16 protein-coding genes and 2 pseudogenes are annotated in these 21,503 nt (G+C 63.4%); 6 read left to right on the top strand and 12 right to left on the bottom strand.

Annotation, left to right across the window (positions count from 1 at the left end):
• Positions 1-9: 9 nt before the first annotated feature.
• On the top strand, positions 10-2,007 hold the full coding sequence (locus LVJ94_26750; protein ID WXB00509.1) for a dipeptidyl peptidase 3: 1,998 nt from the start codon (positions 10-12) through the stop codon (positions 2,005-2,007).
• A 42-nt stretch (positions 2,008-2,049) separates the two neighbouring features.
• Here the strand turns inward: LVJ94_26750 and LVJ94_26745 are convergent, their stop codons facing one another.
• The 8 genes and pseudogenes from LVJ94_26745 to LVJ94_26710 all read right to left on the bottom strand — a co-directional run bounded on the left by LVJ94_26745 (position 2,050) and on the right by LVJ94_26710 (position 8,034).
• Positions 2,050-3,045 (bottom strand): chitinase, encoded by a 996-nt coding sequence (locus LVJ94_26745; protein WXB00508.1) that lies wholly within the window; start codon positions 3,043-3,045, stop codon positions 2,050-2,052.
• A gap of 307 nt (positions 3,046-3,352) precedes the next feature.
• On the bottom strand, positions 3,353-3,511 hold the full coding sequence (locus LVJ94_26740) for a hypothetical protein (protein WXB00507.1): 159 nt from the start codon (positions 3,509-3,511) through the stop codon (positions 3,353-3,355).
• Positions 3,508-4,479, bottom strand: a complete 972-nt coding sequence (locus LVJ94_26735) for a hypothetical protein (protein ID WXB00506.1) — start codon at positions 4,477-4,479, stop codon at positions 3,508-3,510. Before LVJ94_26735 ends, LVJ94_26740 begins: the two co-directional genes overlap by 4 nt.
• A 207-nt stretch (positions 4,480-4,686) precedes the next feature.
• Positions 4,687-5,019 carry a DUF2325 domain-containing protein gene (locus tag LVJ94_26730; GenBank protein ID WXB00505.1) on the bottom strand — a complete coding sequence of 111 codons (333 nt, stop codon included), beginning with the start codon at positions 5,017-5,019 and terminating at the stop codon, positions 4,687-4,689.
• Between the two features lie 124 nt (positions 5,020-5,143).
• Positions 5,144-5,635 carry an isoprenylcysteine carboxyl methyltransferase gene (locus tag LVJ94_26725; GenBank protein WXB00504.1) on the bottom strand — a complete coding sequence of 164 codons (492 nt, stop codon included), beginning with the start codon at positions 5,633-5,635 and terminating at the stop codon, positions 5,144-5,146.
• 224 nt (positions 5,636-5,859) lie between these two features.
• The gene (locus tag LVJ94_26720; protein WXB00503.1) at positions 5,860-6,189 is read right to left on the bottom strand and encodes a hypothetical protein; all 330 of its coding nucleotides are present in this window, start codon (positions 6,187-6,189) and stop codon (positions 5,860-5,862) included.
• Between the two features lie 310 nt (positions 6,190-6,499).
• A complete protein-coding gene (locus LVJ94_26715) occupies positions 6,500-7,267 on the bottom strand; it encodes a glucose 1-dehydrogenase (GenBank protein WXB00502.1) in 768 nt (255 codons plus the stop codon).
• Positions 7,268-7,335: 68 nt separating this feature from the next.
• Positions 7,336-8,034: pseudogene (locus LVJ94_26710) on the bottom strand (chitosanase).
• Between the two features lie 400 nt (positions 8,035-8,434).
• Here LVJ94_26710 and LVJ94_26705 point away from each other — a divergent pair.
• Both LVJ94_26705 and LVJ94_26700 read left to right on the top strand, forming a co-directional pair.
• Positions 8,435-9,244, top strand: coding sequence for a dioxygenase (locus tag LVJ94_26705; protein WXB00501.1), 810 nt, complete (start codon positions 8,435-8,437; stop codon positions 9,242-9,244).
• Between the two features lie 141 nt (positions 9,245-9,385).
• A complete protein-coding gene (locus LVJ94_26700; GenBank protein ID WXB00500.1) occupies positions 9,386-10,585 on the top strand; it encodes an acyl-CoA dehydrogenase family protein in 1,200 nt (399 codons plus the stop codon).
• Positions 10,586-10,606: 21 nt separating this feature from the next.
• Here LVJ94_26700 and LVJ94_26695 read toward each other — a convergent pair whose 3' ends face one another.
• Entirely contained in the window at positions 10,607-11,239 is a 633-nt protein-coding gene (locus tag LVJ94_26695) for a TetR family transcriptional regulator (GenBank protein ID WXB00499.1), read from the bottom strand.
• 146 nt (positions 11,240-11,385) lie between these two features.
• Here LVJ94_26695 and LVJ94_26690 point away from each other — a divergent pair, with 146 nt between their 5' ends.
• Both LVJ94_26690 and LVJ94_26685 read left to right on the top strand, forming a co-directional pair.
• Complete coding sequence (locus LVJ94_26690; GenBank protein ID WXB00498.1) at positions 11,386-14,385, top strand: DUF1929 domain-containing protein; 3,000 nt, start codon at positions 11,386-11,388, stop codon at positions 14,383-14,385.
• A 143-nt stretch (positions 14,386-14,528) separates the two neighbouring features.
• Positions 14,529-15,626, top strand: a pseudogene (locus LVJ94_26685) (hypothetical protein).
• Between the two features lie 317 nt (positions 15,627-15,943).
• Here the strand turns inward: LVJ94_26685 and LVJ94_26680 are convergent.
• Positions 15,944-17,542 (bottom strand): HAD-IA family hydrolase, encoded by a 1,599-nt coding sequence (locus LVJ94_26680; GenBank protein ID WXB00497.1) that lies wholly within the window; start codon positions 17,540-17,542, stop codon positions 15,944-15,946.
• 346 nt (positions 17,543-17,888) lie between these two features.
• Here LVJ94_26680 and LVJ94_26675 point away from each other — a divergent pair, with 346 nt between their 5' ends.
• Positions 17,889-19,274: an FAD-dependent monooxygenase gene (locus LVJ94_26675; GenBank protein WXB00496.1), complete on the top strand. Its 1,386-nt coding sequence runs from the start codon at positions 17,889-17,891 to the stop codon at positions 19,272-19,274.
• A gap of 8 nt (positions 19,275-19,282) precedes the next feature.
• Here the strand turns inward: LVJ94_26675 and LVJ94_26670 are convergent, their stop codons facing one another.
• The gene (locus tag LVJ94_26670; GenBank protein WXB00495.1) at positions 19,283-19,672 is read right to left on the bottom strand and encodes a DoxX family protein; all 390 of its coding nucleotides are present in this window, start codon (positions 19,670-19,672) and stop codon (positions 19,283-19,285) included.
• Positions 19,673-19,693: 21 nt separating this feature from the next.
• Positions 19,694-21,451 (bottom strand): dihydroxy-acid dehydratase family protein, encoded by a 1,758-nt coding sequence (locus LVJ94_26665; GenBank protein WXB00494.1) that lies wholly within the window; start codon positions 21,449-21,451, stop codon positions 19,694-19,696.
• Between the last annotated feature and the right edge of the window lie 52 nt (positions 21,452-21,503).

The raw sequence follows: 21,503 nt of genomic DNA, 5'->3' as shown, positions 1-21,503 counted from the left end.
AGCACAATCATGGGTCTACCGCACCGATTCGGCCGCTCCGTCGTGGGAATCGCGCTCTCCCTCATCGCATGCTCCGGTGTGCGCCCGTCGCATGTGGAGCCGTATCGCGAGGTGCGTCGTGGCCCGTCGAAGGCCACGGTGCTCGATTCGGTCGGCGACGCGACGGTGGCGTCGTATCCGCCCACCGGGTTCGCCGCGCTTACGCCTTCGCAGCGCGCGCTCGCGTACCACCTCGTGGCGGCGGCTTGGAGCGCGGATTCGCTGCTCACCATGCAGTCTTCGCGCTTTGCGTTGCCCGCGCAGGCTGCGGTGCGCGCGATTCTGGCCAAGGCCGAGCGGCTCGAGCCAAGGTTGCGCGAACGGGTCCTTGCCTGCCGCAGGTACCTCTTTCTCTACCACGGATTGCATGATCACTGGACGAGCCTGAAGATCACCTTGCCCATTTCGCAGAGCGAATTCGAGCGCGCGGCCCAGTCGACGGGGGTCGCCGTTGCGCCCGAGCTGTTGGCCGCCATGTTCGATCCGAAGGTCGAACCGATGCTCGTCGACAAGAATCCGGGGCCGGGCAAGGATCCCATCGTCGAGAGTGCGGCCAGCCATTACCAAGGACTCACGAGCAAGGACTTCGAGACATATCGCGAGAAGTACGAACTCAATGGCCGCCTGCGCAAAGAAAACGGCAAGATCATCGAAGAGGTCTACCGCGCCGGCGATGCGCGTACGCCGCCGGGATTGGCCGCTTCGGAGATTCGACACATCATTTCGCACCTTCGCGACGCGAGCGCGATCGCGCCAGCAAGAGAGAAACGCGCACTGGAGCGCCTCGTCACGTACTTGGAGACAGGCGACAACGAACGGATGCGCGAGCACGATATCGAGTGGCTCACCGAGGCTTTCCCGATCGACTACGCCTTTGGTTTCATCCTGACGTACGACGATGTTCGCCAGCGCAAGGGGAGCTTTCTGGCCTTCGTATCGATGCCCGATCCCGAGCGCAATGGCCCGCTGCAAGCTCTGGCCGCGAATGCCGCGTACTTCGAGCAGAAGCTCCCCTTCGCCCCGGAGCATCGGCGCGACGTGTTTCGTCCACCGGCGGCGGCAGCCGTCATGGCACTCGCTGCCACGGCGGGTGCGGGCCCCTTCGGGTTCGGGGGCATCAATCTGCCCGATGCCCAAGATCTAAAAGAAAAATACGGCTCGAAGAATGCGATCGTGTTGAGCGTCGAGGATACGAATCGCGCGGTGATGGGGACACGCCGAACCACCGCGTTCGCTCCCGCCGAAGATCGCGCCGAAATGGACCGGTGTGCGCCGTATCTTTGGTATGCCCTGGCGGGCTTTCACGAAATTACGGGGCATGGCTCGGGGAAAGTCATGCCGTCGCTCGCAGACGATCCGGCGAAGCCGTTGGCCCCCCACTTTGGAGCCATGGAAGAAGGGCGGGCCGATCTGGTCGCCGATTACCTCACCGGCGACCCCAAGACGGTGGAAATCGGAGTTTTGCCGGACACCGGATGCGCACGCGTTTACCCAGCGGCCAAGACGACGATGCTGTTGACCAATCATTTGCAAGTGCCCCACGGAGACGTGATCGAAGAGGACCACCAGCGTGCCGCATTCATCGAGTTGGGATTCCTCCGCGACAAGGGCGTCATTTCCGTGGAGCGACGCAACGGAGACGTCTTCTTCGTGGTGAAGGATCCGGATGCGTGGCGCAGGGCCGTCGGTGAGCTCCTGGCCGAATACCAGCGCATCAAGGCCACCGGCGATGGCGCTGCCCTCCGGGCGCTCGTCGAAAAGTATGGTCTCCGGTTGGATCCGAAGTTGCGCGACGAAGTCGTTGCCCGCAATGCAGCACTGAACTTGCCGAAGCGGATCGCGACCATTCCTCCCACGCTCATCCCCATCCGCGATGGTGCGGGCCGGGTCATCGATGCGAAGGCCGAACAAACCGCCTCGCTCGACGCCTACATCGATCTCATCGAGCACGCCAACCATGCCCAGTGAAGGCGCCAAACCGGACGCCTTCCCGAGCACGCTCGAGGGCCGTCAGAAGCCCGCGGTCACCCTGCTGAACTCCCAGTCGGATTGAGCGATCCCACTGCAATTGGAAACGACGCCACCGCCGGGGCACCCTCGATCGCGGTTGGCCGCCCAGAATGCGAGCCTAGCCAGGCCCTTGCCGCGGGCCCAATCGCGAATCTGCGTCCAGGTCTCGACGCTGGTCATCTCTTGTTGATCGGAAAGGCCGTTCATCCCCGAGATGCCAATGTGGCCGTAGGCCTCAGCGTCGGACCAGCCGAAGGTCGACTGCAATTTGCTCTTGAGCCCCTCGGCGGCACCCACGGTGTCGTTGTAGATGTTCGAGCTGCCGAAGTCGAACGGCATGAGTGTGAAGATATCGATGTTGGACCCGAGCGCCTTCGATTGATCGATGAGGCGCTTTCCCGTGTCATTGGGACCGGACGTCGTGGTTCCGAAGGTGGCGATGGTGACGATGCCGGGGTTGTTGTCCTTGACGATCTTCAAGGCGCTCAAGATGCGATCTTGGACGGTGGGGTTCTCGAATTCGTCGGTGTTCTCGATATCGATGTCGATGGCTTTGAGCTGGTATGCGTCGATGACCTTTTGGTAGGCCCCGGCCAACTCGGATGCCGTCGCACAGTTCGGTCCGAGCTTGTTTCCGCTCCATCCACCAAACGATGGCACGATGTCGCCGCCTGCATTTCGAATTTCCGAAATGGCATTGGCGTCGACCCCACCCGTGAGTGGCCTGGAACCATCCCAGGCGGGATTGCAGCCGCCCGATGAAAGCACGAACGCCATGGTGAACGAGCGAACGCCGCTCGCGTTCATCACCGCGCTCGGGCTAGGAGGATCGCCCCACCCCATGTAAAGGTACGGCTCGCTTCTCTTCGCAACGAGTGCGCTCGTGACCGAGTTCGCCGAGGTCGTGGAGTCGTCCTTCGCGGTTACGGCGCAACCTCCCGCGATCATGACCAGAGCAACACTCATCGCCGAAACGTGGAATCGAATTCTTGACATGGGTTTCCTCACTAGGCTGTGGAAGTGGGATGTCCTTGTTTCGCAAGTATCGTTCCGGTTGCATATACGTCTATTTTTTACGCAGATGATCGAATCGATCATGGCCAGTCGGATCGCCTGATGATCGATGCGATCACACGGCTTCTCCACGCGAAGAGGGCGGTATTTGCCGGCGAAGCGCGTTGCGCGGGCACCCTCGCGTATTCATGAAGTCGAAAGACTTCCGTTCGAATATGGACGCGGTCAAGCAGACATGTGTTCGACAGGCGAAGCGGTCGGTAGACCTGCTCCGCATCGCGAGAAGATCTCAATGCCCGCGAAGTCTTTTTGGATTCACCGCGTTTGCAATGAAAACGACGAAGGTGAGGGCGATCAGGAGCGTCGCCAGAACCGCCGCGCTGCCGATGGGGCCCATGACCGTAAAGAGATAATCGAACATGGTGGCACGCTCGAGGGAATGGCTCATTGCTGGTGGCAACCGGTGCAGGCGAAGGCGCTGTCACCCATGATGCGACGCTCCTTGTCGCCCTTGGCCGGCGTGCGGAACCAGGTGACGTTTTCGTCGGCCTGCGCGATGCGCCGGTCCAACACGTCGCGGTAAGGCCATGCCGAATACTCCTTCGAGAGCTTCGCCTGCGCGTACACCTTGCGCGCCGTCTTTGGGTCGCCGGCCTTCACGATCATGTCGCCCATGTTGAGGAAGAATCCCTCGAAGTTGTGCGGCGCGATCCACGAGTTCCAACAAGTGCGTTTCCGTCCTGTCCGCGTCTCGAGGCCCATGTACGGTGCGAAATCTGCGGTCTTCCTGTCGATTCGTTCGCCGTGTGCGCAGGTGTCGAGCGTCGCCCACTGATCCTCGACCGCGCCGGCGTAGCGCTCGTGGTCGAAGGGAAGCCCGCTCATCGCGTAGCCGCGGGTGAACAAGTTGAACTCGGGCCATTCACTCACCGCGTCCTGCATTTCGAAGAAGCCCTTGCGCGTGAGCTTCTCGTCACTGTGAATTCTCCCCTCGGCGAGCATCGTTGCGGCGAGAAACCCGTGGATGCGCGCATCCTTCGCGTCGAGCCGGACGGCCTCGTCGAAGTAGCGGCGTGCGAGTGCGATGTCGTCCGTGACCGTCGGCGGGACGGTTTCCATGCGCTCCCGCTCCGAGACCCGCCAGATGTGCAGGAAGCCGATGTGTGCCGCCGTCTTGGGGTCATTCGGGCGCGCAAGGTATGCCGCCTCGAGAAGATCGAGCGTGCCGCCAATTTGCTCGTAGTGCCCTCCGTGGAGGGTCGACCAGAAGGCCGCGTCGGCGACCTTCGCTCCGGCCGAGTCATCGTGCACCGCCTGCTTGTCGGGTGCCGTGGCAATGGCGAGGGATGCGCAGCCGATGGTCGAGACGCACGCCGCAACGGCGAGCGGGAGAAACGTCGATCGCAAGTCGTTCATGTTCGCCTCCAATATTGTCATCGACAACATAGCGTCGATATTGATGGCGGCAACATAGATCTTGTCACTGACTACATTGGCCGAGATCGCTACGCCTCGGGGGCGAAGGCGTTCTCGATGCTCTCGCTCTCAGCGTTCGCGCAAGAAGTAGCGCTGCTCGGCAGAAATTTCGCGGCGGCGCCCTGGGCGCGCAGCAACCGCGCTATGTCAAGGCTCGATCGACGCGACGGCGTTTCGCAGTGCGGAGAGGGACGCGGAGCGCAAATAGACGACGGGAGCATCGTCGGGGACGAGCGACTTTGCCTGATCGCGAAGCGAATGCGAGACCATGCCGACCATGACGATGACCGCGGCCACCCGCCCAAGGATGCGTCGCGTGCCATTGGGGACGCGATTCTCGAAGTGACGCAGCTCGAGCCCGCGCTCTTCGACGATCGTGCGGTAGCGGTCCGACATGCCGCCGCTCCCGCCGACGACGATCACCGCGGCCTTTCCCTGCGCCCCGTGTTGTCCCGATTCGGCATTGGAATGACGGCCCATGGTGCGATGAATAGCAAGAGCAGGGCCACGGCCTGGCCCCCCACGATTTCCGGCATAGGAGCGTCGCGCCTTCCTATTCCTGCAATCTTGACAAATGTTCCCCGAGGTACGAGTCGGTGCCTTGTCAAAGTGTCCGATCGGGGCGCCATGGGCGCAGCCGAGGGAGCCACCGCGGAACGTGGAGCGCGTATTCAGTGTATTCTGCACCAAATCGCATCGTGAGGCCTGGCTCTTCCGAGAAGACGAAGTAGACGTGGTTGACGACGAGGAAGAGCAGCGCCCATGTCGCCATGCGCGACGATTCGAGCAGCAGGGCTTCGCCGCAGAGGATGCAAAAGACGCCGCTGATCATCGGATTGCGGACATGGGCGTAGGGCCCGACCACCACGAGCCGCCTCGTTGGGTTCCATGGCGCCAGCGTTCCCTTGCCGACCCGCACGAAGAGCGCGACCGTCCATCCGAGCATCGCCAGGCCCATGGCGAGGACGGGGGCGGCGCGCAGGGCGTGCCACCACGTCGTTCGCGGCGGCTCGTCGCCGAGCCCCACGAGAAGCCAGGGCACGAACACCGAAGCAAAAAGGGGCAGGACCAAGGACCGCAGATGCGCGAGCACCATGGAAGCATGCTCGCACGAACTTTGCTCCAATGGGCGAGCACAATTCTCGGACAGGAAGAAGGAAAGCGCCAAGACGCCAAAGGCCGCCAGGATCCAACGGGAACGGTAATAAACCCAAAAGAAGGGTTTAGTGTTCGTTCATCTGGCGATCCTGCGACTCTTTTTTGGGCGTCCTGGCGGCCTACTTTCTCTTGTGACGCTGTTCGCGGATCGTGCTCGGTGGTTTAGTTGGCGCGGATCCCCCAGAAGCCAAATGGGATGTTCTTGCTTTCGCCAGGTTCGACCTTGTACCACGCCGTGGGCTCATCTCGTCCAAACTGCACGAGGATATAGATCGCCTCATCGGTGTTGTTCGTCACCCTCGGCGAACTCGAATGAAAGCATTGATTGAGCCGGCCACCGCTGCCATCCCAGTGGATGTCGCCGCTCGGGTCTACGTAGGTGTCTCCACAGACGTTCACGGTGCCGGTGGCGGCGTGCGCCGAGATGGGCGCGATCATGGCCAGGCTTCCTGCTGCCAAGGACGCGACGAGGAAACTGCGGACGATACGCATTGGCTTTCTCCGTTCCAAATTGAAATAACTGTATGTAACTGCGAATGAGATGGGGCCCCGGCGCATGATTCATCAATCCGCGAAGTGTCGAACTGCTGGGTTGCGACGCTTGGTAGCGAGATTGGCGGATCAAATGTGTCGGGTCACATCTCGAAAGCCTAGTGCGTCTTCGTTGGTTAAATTTTATATATATTTTCGAAGCGAAACCATAAACGAAAGGTATCCAATATTCGAACGCGCGCTGTGCTCATGCCATCGACGCGTCAATCGGGCGTCAATCGGAACCCGTTGGCATGAATCGAAATGTAGTTTAGTAAACCGTGTAGCCGCCATCGATGACCAGGACGGAGCCGGTCATGAACGCGGAGGCGTCACTGGCGAGGTAGATCACGCTGGGCGCGATTTCCTCGGGGGTTGCGTAACGCTTTTGAACCGAGTCTTCGATCCACATCCGCCGGAACTCCGGTTTGTCGACCGGCGCCATCTCGGTTTTCACGTACCCGGGGGCCAGCGCGTTGACGCGGATGTTGTGCGGTGCCCACTCGACCGCAAGGGACTTGGTGAGCTGGTGAACGGCGGCCTTGGAAGCGTTGTACGATGCCTGCATCTGCGGTCGGTTCACGATCAGCGCCGAGATCGAGCCGACATTGACCATCACGCCACCTCGATGGTCGGCCATGTGCCTGCCGAAAACCTTGCTGCAAAGCCAGAGGCCGCGCACGTTGAGGTCGAAGACTTGGTCGAACTCCTCATCCGTCGCGTCGAATGCCGCCTTGTGGATGCACTGGCCCGCGTTGTTGATCAGGATGTCGACGCCGCCAAGACCGTCGATGGCCTCGGCGAGCGACCGTTCCACGTCGGCGCGCTGGGTCATGTCGGCGGTGATCGCCACGACGCGATGGCCGGCGCCGGCCATTTGCTCGTGCGCGGTCGCATTGGCAGCGGCATCGCGCCCGGTGATCGCCACGCTGGCGCCGGCCTCGGCGAGGGCGAACGCGAAGGCCTTGCCGAGGCCTCGGTTGCCGCCGGTGACCAGCGCGCGCTTCCCCGTGAGATCGAAGCTCCGTAGTACACTCATGTGCGCACGCTCAGGCTACGACGACCGATCGCATCGGTCCAGCCGCGAATGAGGGCGCCGCGGCGTGCTCACCGCTCGATGCGGTAATTGTCGCCGTATACCTTCCAGGCGAGCGGCGTGTGCAGGTCGAGATTGCCTTGGTCGAGGAAGACGCGCTGCTCGGTGTCTACGCGGTCGGTGTCCGTGTGCGCGGGTTCGGTCTTCATGGCCGCGACGCGCGCATCGAGAAATGCGCGAATGTACGCGACTTCGTTGCCACCTTGCGCCGGCGTCTTGGCGTGGCCCATCGCCGTCTTGCGAATTCCACCGAGGCTGACCGGTGTATCACCCGGGCCGTGCATGACAATGGCGTCGTAATACGCGAATTGCCCGAGTGCGCCGAGTCCGTCTTTCTTGGCTTGCTGAACGGCAGGATTGAAATAGATCCTATCGCGCACGTCGTCTTGCGCGTGCTGAAAGGCGGGATCGGCCGCCGCGGCTTCCCAATCGGGTTTGAAGTTCGGATCGAGCCCTTCGTGCGAATCGGTCCCATTCACCTTGCGCAGGGCCGGGAGATACTTTTCGAGGACGTTGCCCGCTTTTGCCTTTTGGTAACTCTCGACGAGCTCCAGCATGTCGCCGGTGCCCGAGCAAAAGCCGATGATGCCGGCCGTGTATCCGCGCCCGTCGTGAATGTCTTCGATGTATTTGTATTGCGCCTTCCAATCGAGCGACGAGTTTTCCGCGCTCGAGACCAGCTGCATGGCAATGTCTTTTTTATGAGGCTCCGCCAGATCGCCTCCGCTCGAGGGATTCGCGTCGGGGGCTTGCCCATCGGGGAGCGTGCTCCCGTCTCGCCCAGCGTCACTCCCTCCGTCGGGGACCTCTCCGGCCGGCGGGGGCGGGGCGTTGTTGCTGGAGTCCGAACACGCCGGCGCTGTGGCTGCGGACGCGAGCAGAATGGCGAGGGAAATGAAAAGACCGCGCTGAGATGTTTGCATTCGTAAAGTGTCCTAATGAATGACGGCGCAGCTCGACCTGTCAACGCCTACCGACACGAGCTCGTCATACCAACCGATTGTGCGCGCTTTCTGGTGCTATTTTCCAGCGCGAACGGCGAGTGGGGGGCCGACGTAAGACTTCCGCAAGATTTGGATCCTAGAGTCCATCGGGAGGAGACATCGCATCATGGGACGAGATGAACACGAAGACCCCGGCCTGTTTCGCGACTTGGGCCGCATGGCGCAGGTCATCGAGCGGCGGCAGGCGTTGCGCTGGTTGGCGGCCGCCGGCCTGGTCCCATTGTTCGGTTGTGGAAGCGACGATGCATCGGGAGGCGGAAGCGACGGCGGCACCGGAAACGGTGACGGCTCGTGCTCCGTGAGCCCGGAAGAGACCGCCGGACCGTATCCGGGCGATGGATCGAATGGTCCCAACGCTCTATCGACGAGCGGCGTCGTGCGATCGGACATTCGTTCGAGCTTTGGGACGCTGAGCGGCACCGCCGAGGGGATCCTCACGACCGTCACCCTCACCTTGGTCAACACGAATGCGAATTGTGCCGCGCTTTCGAATTATGCCATCTACCTCTGGCATTGCGACCAAAGTGGCAACTATTCACTCTACGCGCAGGCCGACCAAAACTATCTTCGCGGCGTCCAAGTCACCGATGCCCATGGTTCCGTGTCGTTCATCTCCATCTTTCCCGCGTGCTATTCGGGGCGCTGGCCACACATGCACATCGAGGTCTACCCGAGTGCTGCCTTGGCAACCGGTTCGGGAAACAAGATCAAGACCACGCAGCTCGCCTTGCCCGAAGACGCATGCCAGGCCGTCTATGCCACCTCGGGATACAGCCAGAGTGCCACGAACCTATCGCGGGTGAGCCTCGCCTCCGACAACGTATTCAGCGACGGCTATTCCCTCGAATTGGCCACCGCGACCGGCAACGTGACCGATGGCTACACCGTCACACTGACCATCGGCGTCGCCGCGTAACGGCAAGGTGGGGGCAACCCCGATGACGCTGGGCTCGGAAGCGGAAAGCTGTCGGTTGGTCGGGAGTTATCCACTCGGATAATATCGTTTGACACGAATTATCCGACTGGATAACTTTTGTCCAAAGCACGGGAGGCATCGATGCAGAACGATTCCGAGGTGGCGGGGCGGTCCAGGCGTCAGCAGTTGATGGATACGGCCGAGCGTCTGGCGCCGAGGCTGCGGGAGGCCAATGCGGCAATCGAACGGCAGCGCTTCCTGCCGCAGGACATTGCGACGGAGCTGGCGGCGGCCGGGCTTTACCGCATGCTCACCCCCGCGGCGCTCGGCGGCTACGAAGTCGATGTGCATACCTTCGTGCTCGTCATCGAGCGGCTGGCCCGCGCGGACGCCTCGGCGGCCTGGTGCACGTTCATCTCGTGCACGTCGGCGATCGTCGGCGCCTACCTGCCCCAGGCCGAAGCGCGGGTGCTCTTTGCCAGCCCGGAGGTCAAGTGTGCGGGCGTGTTCGCGCCGAGAGGGCAGGCGAGTCGCACCACACGCAATGGCGTCGAAGGCTTTCTCGTCAATGGGCGTTGGCCGTGGGGCTCTGGCTGCCGCAACGCGGACGTTCTCACCGGCGGCTGCTTGGTGCTGGACGCCGACGGCAAACCCGAAATGCTATCGGGTGGCACGCCCAATGTGCGATCCATGGTGTTCAGCGCGGACCAAGTGGAGATTCACGACACCTGGCATGCCCTCGGGCTGAAAGGCACGGGCAGCAATGACTTCGCCGTGCACGAGCTGTTCGTGCCGGCCGCCCGCTCGGCGGCATTGATGGCCGATACGCCGCTGCCCGGTCCCTTGTACCGGTTTCCCCTGTTTGGCCTGCTGGGGCTGGGCATCGCGGCCGTCGCCCTGGGCGTGGCCCGGCTGGCGATCGACAGCCTGGTCGAATTGGCGACGCAGAAGACCCCACAAGGCAGCACGCGTCTGCTCGCCGAGCGCGCCTCGACGCAGGAGCATGTGGCCCGCTCGGAGGCGCGTTTGCGGGCGTCGCGCGCTCTTTTACTGCAGGCGGTCGATGCGGCGTGGACCGCGGCCGTCGAAACGGGCCGTATCTCCACCGAGCATCGGCGCGATATCCGCCTGGCGACCACGTTTGCCACCGAGGAAGCCGCTGCGGTGGTGAACCGGATGCATACCACGGCGGGCGGCACGGCGGTGTTCGAGGCTTCCCCGATCCAGCGCTGCCTGCGCGACGTGCACGTCGCGACGCAGCACATGATGGTCGGCGAATCGACGTACGAAGTCACCGGGCGTCTGCTCTTGGGTCTACCGACCAATGTGGCCATGCTCTAACGCGCAATGGCCGCGCAGGATCTACTTCGGCGCGCGCACGCGGAGAATGCTGTGGACCAGGCGTTCCACGGCGGGCGCGAAGATTTCCGTCTCGAACTTCCTGCGTGGCAGGGCAGACTGCCCGAGGATCAAACCGCCGATGGAGTTCAGGACGAAGGCATAGTCTTTCTCCGGCTCGTTCGAGCCGAGGGCGATGAAGGCTTTGCGGCACAGCGCCGCGTGAACCTTGCCCCATTTGAGGAGCACCGGGCGCAAATCCGGATCGCGGATGCCGGCGAGGTTGACCTCGTAGAGCGCTAGGCCAATATCGGGGTGATTGACGACGTGGTCGATGTTGTAGCGGACCAGCACGGCCGCGAACTTGGACGGATCGGGGGCCGCCGCCTCCAAGTCGGGAATGATCGCGCCAAAGGTCGTCGCAATGTAGCTGCACACGGTTTCGACCGCCGCGACCATGAGCGCGCTGCGCGTGCCGAAGTAATAAGCGACCAGGCCGTGACTCGCCGCCGCTTCTTTGGCGACAGTGCGAAGGCTGACGGCGCCCGGGCCTTCCCGCACGATGATGCGCAGCGCGGCCTTGACCAGATCATCGCGGCGTTGGGCTCCGCGGTGAGTCAATGCGACATGCGCCGCATTTTTTACCTCTTTGCTCATGCGCTTCGATCTTGCCGGGCACCGTGCTGGCGCGCGGTCTTCCTCCGCAGGGACCGAAACGTACCACGCTTGTGCCGCACGCGATGATTTGACCGCAACGTGGCATTCGCGGGGGCCGAGAGAGCTTATGAGTCAGGAGATCACCGATGATGCGACCGATACAATGCCTCCTTGCAGCCGTGCTCGCATTTGCAGGGTGTCGCGCCGATTCGCAGGAGGAAAAACCGGATACGACGGTTGCGGTCGGGACGGCGGCTCGGATCCCTGACCGCGTTGTCGTCGATGCGCACGGGCGCGCGGTGCATTTTCGCGACGAGGTGCTACGGGAGGGGCCCGTCTTGGTGGGGTTCACCTTTACACGGTGCGAGAAGAGCTGCCCGTTGCTGGCCAAGCGGCTCGATGCGCTCACCGAGGCGATCGAGCGGCTGCCCGGGGCGGTCAAGCCGCGGATCGTCTTGCTCAGCATCGACCCGGAATACGATACGCCGGAGCGCTTTCACCAGTGGGCCGAGGGATTTCGAAATGGCTCGAAGTGGACATTGCTGACGGGGAGGATGGGCGACATTGGTGCCATCGCTCGGTCGCTCACGGGGAGCGTCCCGAGCCCCCGCGAGCACTCACCGACGCTGGCCTTCGTCGACTTGGCGCGTGACGTCCGGCGGACCCTCTATGGCCTTGCGTCCACCGAAGACGTTCTCGCCGAGATCTCCCATGCCGAGCCTGCGCCGAGCCGCGCACCCGTATCACGCCCGGCGGCGACCCATGCTGTCGAGTCGCAAATCGTTGGCAGTTGGTCGTCCGTTCCCGATTGGAGCGTGGTGGCTGTGCATACGGATCTTTTGCCGTCGGGGCGTGTGCTCCTCTGGCCGCGGTACGAGAAAACCGGCGACAACATTCCCACGGGCGACGCTGGTGCGAAGACGCCTCATGCCTGGGTCTGGGATCCCACGCAACCTCTCGGTGCACCCAGCCGCTTCGTGAACGTGCCCAACCCGAATACGAATCTCTTCTGCGCGGGCTTTGCGCATATGCCCGACGGCCGAGTGATGGTCATTGGCGGTCATGACCGCACCGCGGGATCGGCTGCCGATCGCGGTGTCGTCGATGTCAACTTGTTCGATCCCACCAGTCAGACATGGTCGCGGGTCGCCAATATGAATGTCGAGCGCTGGTACCCGACGCTCACACCTCTTGCCGACGGACGCATGATGGCCATCGGCGGCTCGTACAGCGGCACGCACAACGATGGCACGCCAAACCAGCAAGTGGAGCTATGGCAGCTTGGCGGCTGGAGCGGTTTCCGCCAGCCCGTGGGCAGCGCGGCCAACAGGGCGCGGCAAATCGTCGGGGTGCGCGCATCGGATGGCTCCACCGATATGGTCATGCGCGGTTTGGACAATCGCATATGGCGCAGCCACGAGCGATCTGACGGAACCTTTCCTGATTTCGCGGAGGGTCCCGTTGGCGTTTCGGCGAATCAAGCGAGCCGCATTGCGGCCGTCGCGCTACCGAATCGCGGCCTCGACGTGTATATGGTGGGGCTCGACAATCAAATGTGGCATTCGGTCATGCGGCCCGATGGGTCCTTTCCGGATTTTGCAGCCGGTCACGTGGGGTCCACGGCCAACAAGGCCATCGATCTCACCGTTGTGCGCCGGAAGTCCGGGCGCATGACGGCGTTCATGGTTGGCATCGACAATCACCTTTGGCAAAGCGAGCAGGCCGCCGATGGACAGTTCCCTGACTTTGCCGAGCGCCCGGTGGCCAGTCGCAGCAACCTGGCCACGCGTCTTCTCGCCGTACCGCTCGCCGACGATTCGGTCGAGCTCTTCATGATTGGCACCGACGGTCGCATCTGGCACTCGCACGAGCAGCCGAACGGGCAGTTTGCCGACTTTGCCGCGGGCCCGGTGGGCTCGCCGAGCAACAAGGCGACCGCCATCGCTGTGGCGCGCGGCGCGGGTGGGCGATTCCTCGTTCACATGGTGGGCCTCGATGGGCGCTTGTGGCGCAGCCAAATGCAACCCAACGGCACGTTCCCCGATTTTGCGGAGCATCCGATGGGAGAACAGAGCCTCAATGCGCGTGACGTCTCCTCAGCGGCGTATGCCGACGGTAGCGGTGACGTGTACATCGTGCGCACGGATAGCGAGAACGTTTGGCGCAATCGCCAACTGCCAAACCAGTTCGGGTGGAATGACCTCGAAATACCGCGAACGAGCAGCGTCGACGCGGGGTGGTACATCTATTATCCGTGGACGTTCGTGGCGCCGAACGGGTCGATTTTCGTTCCGAGCGCTTCGCAGCGCACATACTGGATCGATTTGGCCCCTCAGCCGACCCTACGCGAAGGGCCGCGGCGGGGCGTCTTTCGCGACTATGGGGCCGCGGTCATGTACGACAGCGGGAAGGTCCTGGTGCTGGGGGGCGGGACGACGACCGAGCAGCTCTCGGAGAGCAGCGCGGAGACCATCGATCTGAACGCGGCGTCGCCCGCGTGGACCCCGACGCCATCCATGCATTATGCACGTAAGCAGGCCAATGCGACGATCTTGCCGGACGGTCAAGTGCTGGTGACCGGGGGCACGCGGCGCGGTGGCGATCCCAGCGCCGCGTACGAAGACGAGGGCTATCGTGTGCTTCCCGCCGAAATTTGGAATCCTGAGACACGCCAGTGGCTCGAAACCGGTCCGATGAGCGAAGCTCGAACGTATCATTCGACGGCGTTGCTCCTTCCCGATGGCCAGGTGCTCGTGGCCGGCGGAGGGCAGGGGGGCGGCCCGCCGATCCCGTCGCACGCGACTGCTGAGCTGTATGCACCTCCCTATCTTTTTCGCGGTGCGCGCCCGCGCATCACGGCCGCGCCGTCGAGCGTGCAATACGGTCAGGCCTTCAACGTGACCACCGAGGATGCCTCCTCGATTCGCGCCGTGAGCCTCGTTCGATTGGGCTCGGTGACCCACTCGTTCAACGAGAACCAGCGCTTCAATTGGCTCACGTTCGAGCGCAGCGCCGCCCAAAACTTGATCGTGCACGTTCCAAGTAGCCCTCATGTGACCCCGCCGGGCCATTACATGCTTTTTCTGCTGAATACGGAGAATGTCCCTTCGATTGCTCGGATCGTGCAGGTGCGGCCTGCTCCATGAGGGGGGGCTGCTGGGGCCCTCAGGTCGTCGCGGCGCCGTTCGCGCGATGTTGACGTCAGATGTCCCTTTCTCGAAGGTCGTTTGCGTGCCGTGCGCCCTTGGTCGGGCGTAAGCTCGCGACTGGCATCCACCCGCCCTCCATCATGGCCAAGCTTCGTACCGCGGATCTGCCCTCGATCGTGATCGCCACGTATGCGGTCGTTCTCGCCGTGTACGCGTGCCGTGTGTGGTGGGTGGCGGCGCCTGGCCAAGCGTTTTGGGCGGACGATACCCTCTCGAACTATCTTCGGTTCGCAGATTTCTACGCATCGTTGAAGGCCGGCTCTCTCTTTCCCCAGTGGTCCACGTTCGTGCGCGGAGGGCTCGGAGAGCCGCAATTCACGTTTTACCAGCCGGGCCTGTTCTACGTGGGCAGCATCTTCGTGCCGCTGCTCGGCTTGGAAAGGGCGCTGGCCGTAACGCTCTTTCTCGCGACCCTCGCAGGCTTCGCGGGGGTATGGCGGCTGGTCGGCACGCGCACGGGCCGTCTGGCCGGCGTCACCGCGGCCGGCACCTTCGTCGGCTCCTTCTACGCCACCGCCAACATCTCGGTCCGCGGCGACTTTACGGAGTACGCGGCGATGATGCTGCTTCCGGCGTTCCTCCACCTCTACCTGCGCACCGAGGAGCGGGACGATCCTCGCGATGCCGTGAAGCTCGCGCTGGCCGGCGCCGCCATCCTCGTTTGCCACCCGTGCATCGCACTTCCCGCGTATGGCGGCGCCGCACTTGCCACCTTGCTTCGACGCCCGCGCGCCCTCGGTGCATGGCTCGCGCTCGCCGCAGGGCCGGCGCTTGCCGCCGCGTATGCCGTTCCGGTGCTTTGGGAGATGCATTGGGTTCGCTCGCCTGGGCCCGCATCGGACTTCCACCTCTATTTCAGTCCGATGGCCTCCCTGTTTGCGCTCGATGGCAAACGACGCGAACTACCGCTTACCTTGGGCATCGCCGGTTGGGCGGTGCTCGCGCTCTTTCTCGTCATGCTCGTGCGCCGCCGACGCGCGCTCACGTCCACGGAGCGGGTCCTCGCTTTCTCCGTTCCCATTGGCGCCGCCGTGTCGACGCTCCTCATGCACCGGATATCCTCGGTGGCGTGGGAAACCTTGCCGCTGCTGCGGTTGCTGCTTTTCCCTTGCAGGCTCCTTGCATTTCTCTCCCTCTTCACCGCCGTGGCCGCAGGGCTGGTGGTCGCGTGGACTCCGCGCCGCTGGGCGCCCTATGCGATGCTGGTGCTGCTCGTCGCGAGCGGCATCGCGTCCATGAAATACCGTGCCTGGCCGAAGTACCATGACACGGGCTTTCGCGGCGACGTGCACGAGCTTGCCACGCTCGAGTATTTTCCCGACTATTACGACGAGTGGGTGCCGCGTGGGGCCGTGGTCACCACGTCCGAGACCCCTCGCGCGCAGCCCGTGTCCTCCGGCGGATGCCGCGTGACGGAGGTCCAGCGCGAAATCGCCGTGATCGCGCTCATGTTGGAAGGCGATGGCCCATGCCACGTCGTCCTGCCGCAATATGACTATCCGGTGGGCTGGTCCGCGCGGCTGAACGCGATCCCCGTCTCCTTGTCGCACGATGCCGACGGCTTTTTGGTCGCGGAGGTCCCCAGCCCGGCACATGGCCGCCTCGAAGCGCGCTTTTCGATGACGCCATCGCGCCGCTGGGGCCTGGCGATCTCCATGCTGTCCGCGGTGGGCCTGGCGATCGCATTCCGGAGGCGGCGTTGGCCCTCGATGGCCTTGACGGCCAGCGCGGTGGTCAAGCCGCGATTTCCACTGAGAACGCCGGAAGAGCCGAATTTGTAGAACCAGCCCGACCACGCACCGTCCACCTCTTGTAAATCGAGAAGCGTTCGGACGTCGACGGATGCCTCGATGTTTAGCTTGGCACAAACGATCAACCGCATGGCGAGCGCCAATGCATCGCCTCGTGCGCCCAGCCGCTCGCGCACGCGAGCGGCCAAGAGCGGCCCGAGCCGCGATCGAAGTTCCGGGGCCACGTCGAGCAAACGAGAGATGAAGAAGAGAAAGGCTTCGGGGGATTCGTAATACCGCGTTCCTTCGATGTAAGCGCGGTATTGCAGCACGCGATGGACCCAGTCGAGCGTTTCCGCGAGCTCGTGACCGCGTTCGTTGGCGTAGAACAAGGTCAAGGCATTGGTGCAGACGACGGGATCGAGGCGCGATCGACGGCGATCGAAGTACACGGGGACGATACGATCGGAGCTGCGAAGCCGAAGGATCTCGTCCATGACCCCATCTTTGATCGACGGGGCGATGCGCTCGGAAACGGTGAGCCCCACGGACGTCGTATCGACGTCGCATGGAAATTCCGCGGATTGCTCGGCCTCGCGGAAAAAATTGAAAGGGCCTTCGTACTCGGTGTAGTCGACCAATGAGGGATCGCCCGTCGCCTCGAGAAGGAGAAGCTGGGTGAAGTTTTCGTTTATCGTCTGGTGAGTCGACGTATACGATAGATGGTTCTTCGCATGCGCGTGAAGGAAGGCCTCGCCGCGCTCCACGGGATCTCCGCAAAGGTTTCGAAGCGTACGTTCGACGTTGGCGAAATGATCGTAGGCCACGCCGCGCATGCCGAAAGAGCGAGCAGTGACCAGGTTGTCGAGCCTGTCGTCCACGAAGATGGTTCTTCGTGGATCGGCCCCCGTCTGCTCCAAGACGTATTGGTAGAAATCAATGTTGGGCTTGCGTGCGCCTGCCGCCGCCGAGGTGAAGACGCGGTCGAAGACGTCCCAGTCGAGAAGCTTGTTGCGGAGGACGATGGCGTCCGGTTCGGAGATGTTGGACATCGCATACACCCTGCGGCCCGGTTTGAGCTCTCGGAGGAGGGTGACCATTTCGGTGCGGGCCATCAAGGAGTCTCGAGCTCCTCGAAGGGCTGCGGCAATGTCGTCTGGCGACAAATCCAGTTCTCGGCCGATGGTGGAATAGCAGTCCACCTCGCTTCGCTGGCCTTTTTCGTATTCGAACCACGTGGCGGTGTTCAAGATTTTGCGTAGCGTCCGAGGAGAGATCGCGGTCTTCGTCTCCGCCGACCAAGTAAACAAGACATCGCCGATGTCGATGATCAGCGTGTCATAGACCGGTGCTATGTGTGCCATATTCCTCGTGCTGTTCTAGCCGCTTGTAAGGTGATTCGTCTCAGCGTCGGTATGGTGATATTCAACCGATCACGAGTCGAGTGCTCATTGATACTAAATCATTAAAATGAACGACCGCAACGTCCCCAACGCGGAATACGTCTCGGCGGAGAGCTCCCGCATGCCCGCCGGCCGTCCGGTTTGCACCGCGCGTGGTGCATGTTTTTCTCCGTAAAAACGGCCCCGTGCGCATTTAACGGAGCATTAACAGGCCGGCCGCCGCCGCCGGCCCCAAGAAGATATCGTCGCGATCGGCCCCAAGGGCCATTCGTTCTTATTTGCCACTCGTGCCAAGACTGAAATCACCATGACGGAACAAATGCAGTCGTTCAAAGGGGCGCATGCCATAGTGCTGGGCGGCGGAATCGCGGGTCTGGCCACCGCGGGCACACTGACTCGCCACTTCGCCGAGGTGACGCTCATCGAGCGCGATCGATACCCGGACAGGGCCGACGTGCGTCAACACACGCCCCACGGGGCCCATGTGCACATCTTGTTGGCCGGCGGGCTGGTAACGCTCTCCCGGTTGATCCCCGAGCTGGCGAGTTGGCTCGACGAGATGGGCCGTGATGAGGCCGACCTCACGCACCACACGCGGGTGGCCTACGAGGGGCGCTGGCTTCCGCGTGCGCGGTCGGGCGTGCCGATCCGCCCGTGCACGCGCGCCGAGGTGGAACAGTTGCTCCTCCGGAACGTGCGTCGCCATGCCAGCATCCGCGTGCTGGATGGGAGCACGGTGCAAAGCCTGGTCGGGGACGGGCGGATCACCGGGGTGAAGTTCACCCGCGAGGGCGTCTCCGACGTGCTTTCGGCGGACCTGGTGGTGGACGCGATGGGCCGTGGTACGCCGTCTCGTCGCTGGCTGGAGGCGGCGGGGCTATCCGCGGTGGAGGAGCTCACCGTCGATGCCGGGGTGGTCTATGCATCGGCGTGGTTCGAGCCGCCCAAGGGGATCGACGACGATTGGGTGGCGCTGGCCACGCTGCCTGCGATCCCGCGGGAGCCGCACATGGGCGTGGCGATCCGTTTCGGGCCTGACAGGATGCTGTGCTCGGCGATCGGATATGGGAGCCCGCGGCCACCCCGCACGATCGACGAGATGGCGCACCGCATGGAGGCCCTCTGCGTGCCGCACCTCGCGAGGCTGGTTCGGGCGTCGAAGGCCACCAGCGACGTGGTGGTCTATGCCAACACGCAGAACCGCTGGCGCCGCTGGGGGCGACTCCCACGCTTTCCCGACGGACTGGTGATCATCGGCGATGCGGTGTGCAGTTTGAATCCGCGCTACGGGCAGGGGATGACCGTGGCGTCGCTGGGGGCCGAGCGGCTGGATCGCGAATTGGATGCGCACTTCGCGCGGCACGGGAACCTTACGGGGTTCTCGCACCGCTTCCAAAGGAGCCTCGAGGCCGTGCTGGCGGTGCCATGGCAGATCGCGCTGATGGAGGATCGGTCATGGGTATCGGTGCTCTCGGGCGCGGCACCGTCGCCGCTGAGCAAGCTGGTGCTCGCCGGCTCGCAGCGGGTGCTCCAGACGGCCTTTTCGGACATCGACACGTACATCCGATTCATGCGGCTGGCCCATCTGCTCGATGCGCCCACGCGGATGCTTGCACCGCGCACGCTGGCTCGGATTGCGCGCGGCGGTCATCGGGCGGGGGAGCCGGAGGCGCCGAGTATTGGCTTGGCATGAGCACGACGTCACACGAACCACCACGCCCAGGCGATGAACAGCAATTGGAAGGGGAGGCGTAGCCACAAAAGATACGGCGGGATCGGGCGCTTTGGATCCAAGGAAATGCGATGGACCGCCATATGGACGTTGGCCGGAAATACGGCCACGTAAAGTACGATGAGACCCCAGGCGGCCAGCCGCTGCGTGAAGGGAAGGAGCAGCCCGACGCCGCCGGCAATCTCAAAGAAGCCGCTCACCAGGACGAGCGCGCGCGGATTTGGCAGCCATGTGGGCACGATGCGGATGAACGGCTTTGGCCTCGCGAAGTGAAGAATGCCAATGCCGACCATTCCGACGGCCAGCAAAATCTTGAACCACGGTTTGGCCGCCGCCAAGACGTCGGACGCGCTATCCATGATGCATCGTAGCATCTCCCGTCAGTGATTGTGCCGGGGGGTCGTGCCGCAGACACCGCGGTACTTCAGCGCCATTTCCATCACCGCGCCACCGTCCAATTGACCCACGGTGGTGCGATACAACTCTTGCCATGGAGTGGCGCTGGCCGGCACCGGCGGTGGGCCTTCGGCCGCGCGGCGTGCAATTTCGGATTCGGGTACCAGCATATCGCAACGGCCTGCAGCAAGATCGATGCGAACGATATCGCCGGTTCGCAACCATGCGAGGCCGCCGCCGGCCGCGCTCTCGGGGGACGCGTTCAAGATCGACGGGCTGTCCGAGGTGCCGGATTGACGACCGTCGCCCAGGGTCGGCAGGCTGGTGATGCCGCGCTTCAACAAGGCATCCGGTGGTTGCATGTTCACGACTTCCGCCGAGCCCGGCCAGGCGAGGGGCCCCGCACCGCGTATCACGAGCAGCGTTCGTTCGTCGATGCCGAGTGCGGGATCGTTGATTCGCGCGTGGTAGTCGTCGGAGCCATCGAACACCACGGCGCGGCATTCGAATGCCTCGGTGCCCGCGAGAAAGCGCTTCCGGAAGTCCTCCGAAATGACGCTCGTCTTCATGATGGCAAAATCGAAGAGGTTGCCGCGCAGCACCAGAAATCCAGCTTGCTCCTGGAGCGGCGTTTCGTAGGCCGCGATCATCTCGCGATCGTTCGACACGCGTCCCTCGATGTTCTCGGCAAGCGTACGCCCCGTGACCGTCGGCACCTGGCCATCGATGCGCCCCGCGCGCAGCAGCTCGCACAGGACGGCGGGCACCCCGCCCGCACGGTGAAAGCGCTCACCGAGGTAGAGGCCCGCCGGCTGCATGTTCACGATCAAGGGCACATCGCGCCCGTACTCCATCCAGTCTTCGGGCGCGAGCTCCACGCCCGCGTGCCTTGCCATGGCAACCAGGTGCGGCTGCCCGTTGGTGGAACCACCGATGGCTGCAATCGTGGCGATGGCGTTGAGGAACGCGCGCCGCGTGAGGATCTTCGACGGCACGAGGTCCTCGTGCGCCATTTCGACGATGCGCCGCCCGGTGGCGTAGGCCATCTGCGCGCGCTCCCGGTAGGGTGCCGGAATCGCGGCGCACCCGGGCAGGGACAGCCCCAAGGCCTCGGCGACGGCATTCATGGTCGACGCCGTGCCCATCGTGTTGCAGTGGCCCAAAGATGGCGCCGATGCCGCAGCCGCCTCGAGGAATTCCTGCGCATCGATCTCGCCGGCCGCGAGCTTGCGCCGTGCGCGCCAGATCACCGTGCCCGAGCCCACGAGCTCACCGCCGTGCCATCCATCGAGCATCGGGCCTCCGGAGAGCACGATGGCGGGCAAGTCGACGGTGGACGCGGCCATCACTTGCGCGGGCGTCGTCTTGTCGCACCCCGTCGTGAGCACCACGGCGTCGATGGGATAGCCGTGCAGGATCTCGACCAGCCCGAGGTAGGCGAGATTCCGATCCAAGGCGGCGGTTGGACGCCGGCAATTCTCGAAGATCGGATGGACGGGAAACTCGATGGGAATTCCCCCGGCGTCGCGAATGCCTTCCCGGACGCGCTTCGCCGTTTCGAGGTGCACGCGATTGCACGGTGTGAGATCGCTGCCGGTCTGCGCAATTCCGATGATGGGTTTGCCGCTCGCAAGCTCGCCTAGGGTCAATCCGTAATTCATGAAGCGCTCGAGGTAGATCGCCACCATGTCGAGGCGTTCAGGATCGTCGAACCAATCACGCGAGCGGAAACGTCGGGCCATGGCAGGCTCCTCTCGTGGTGGGGGCGTGGACACCATAGGGGATGATAGGCGC

This window comes from Sorangiineae bacterium MSr11367, from assembly GCA_037157805.1.
Taxonomy (GTDB): Bacteria; Myxococcota_A; Polyangia; order Polyangiales; family Polyangiaceae; genus Pendulispora; species Pendulispora rubella.
This window is presented reverse-complemented; position numbering and strand designations above follow the sequence as displayed.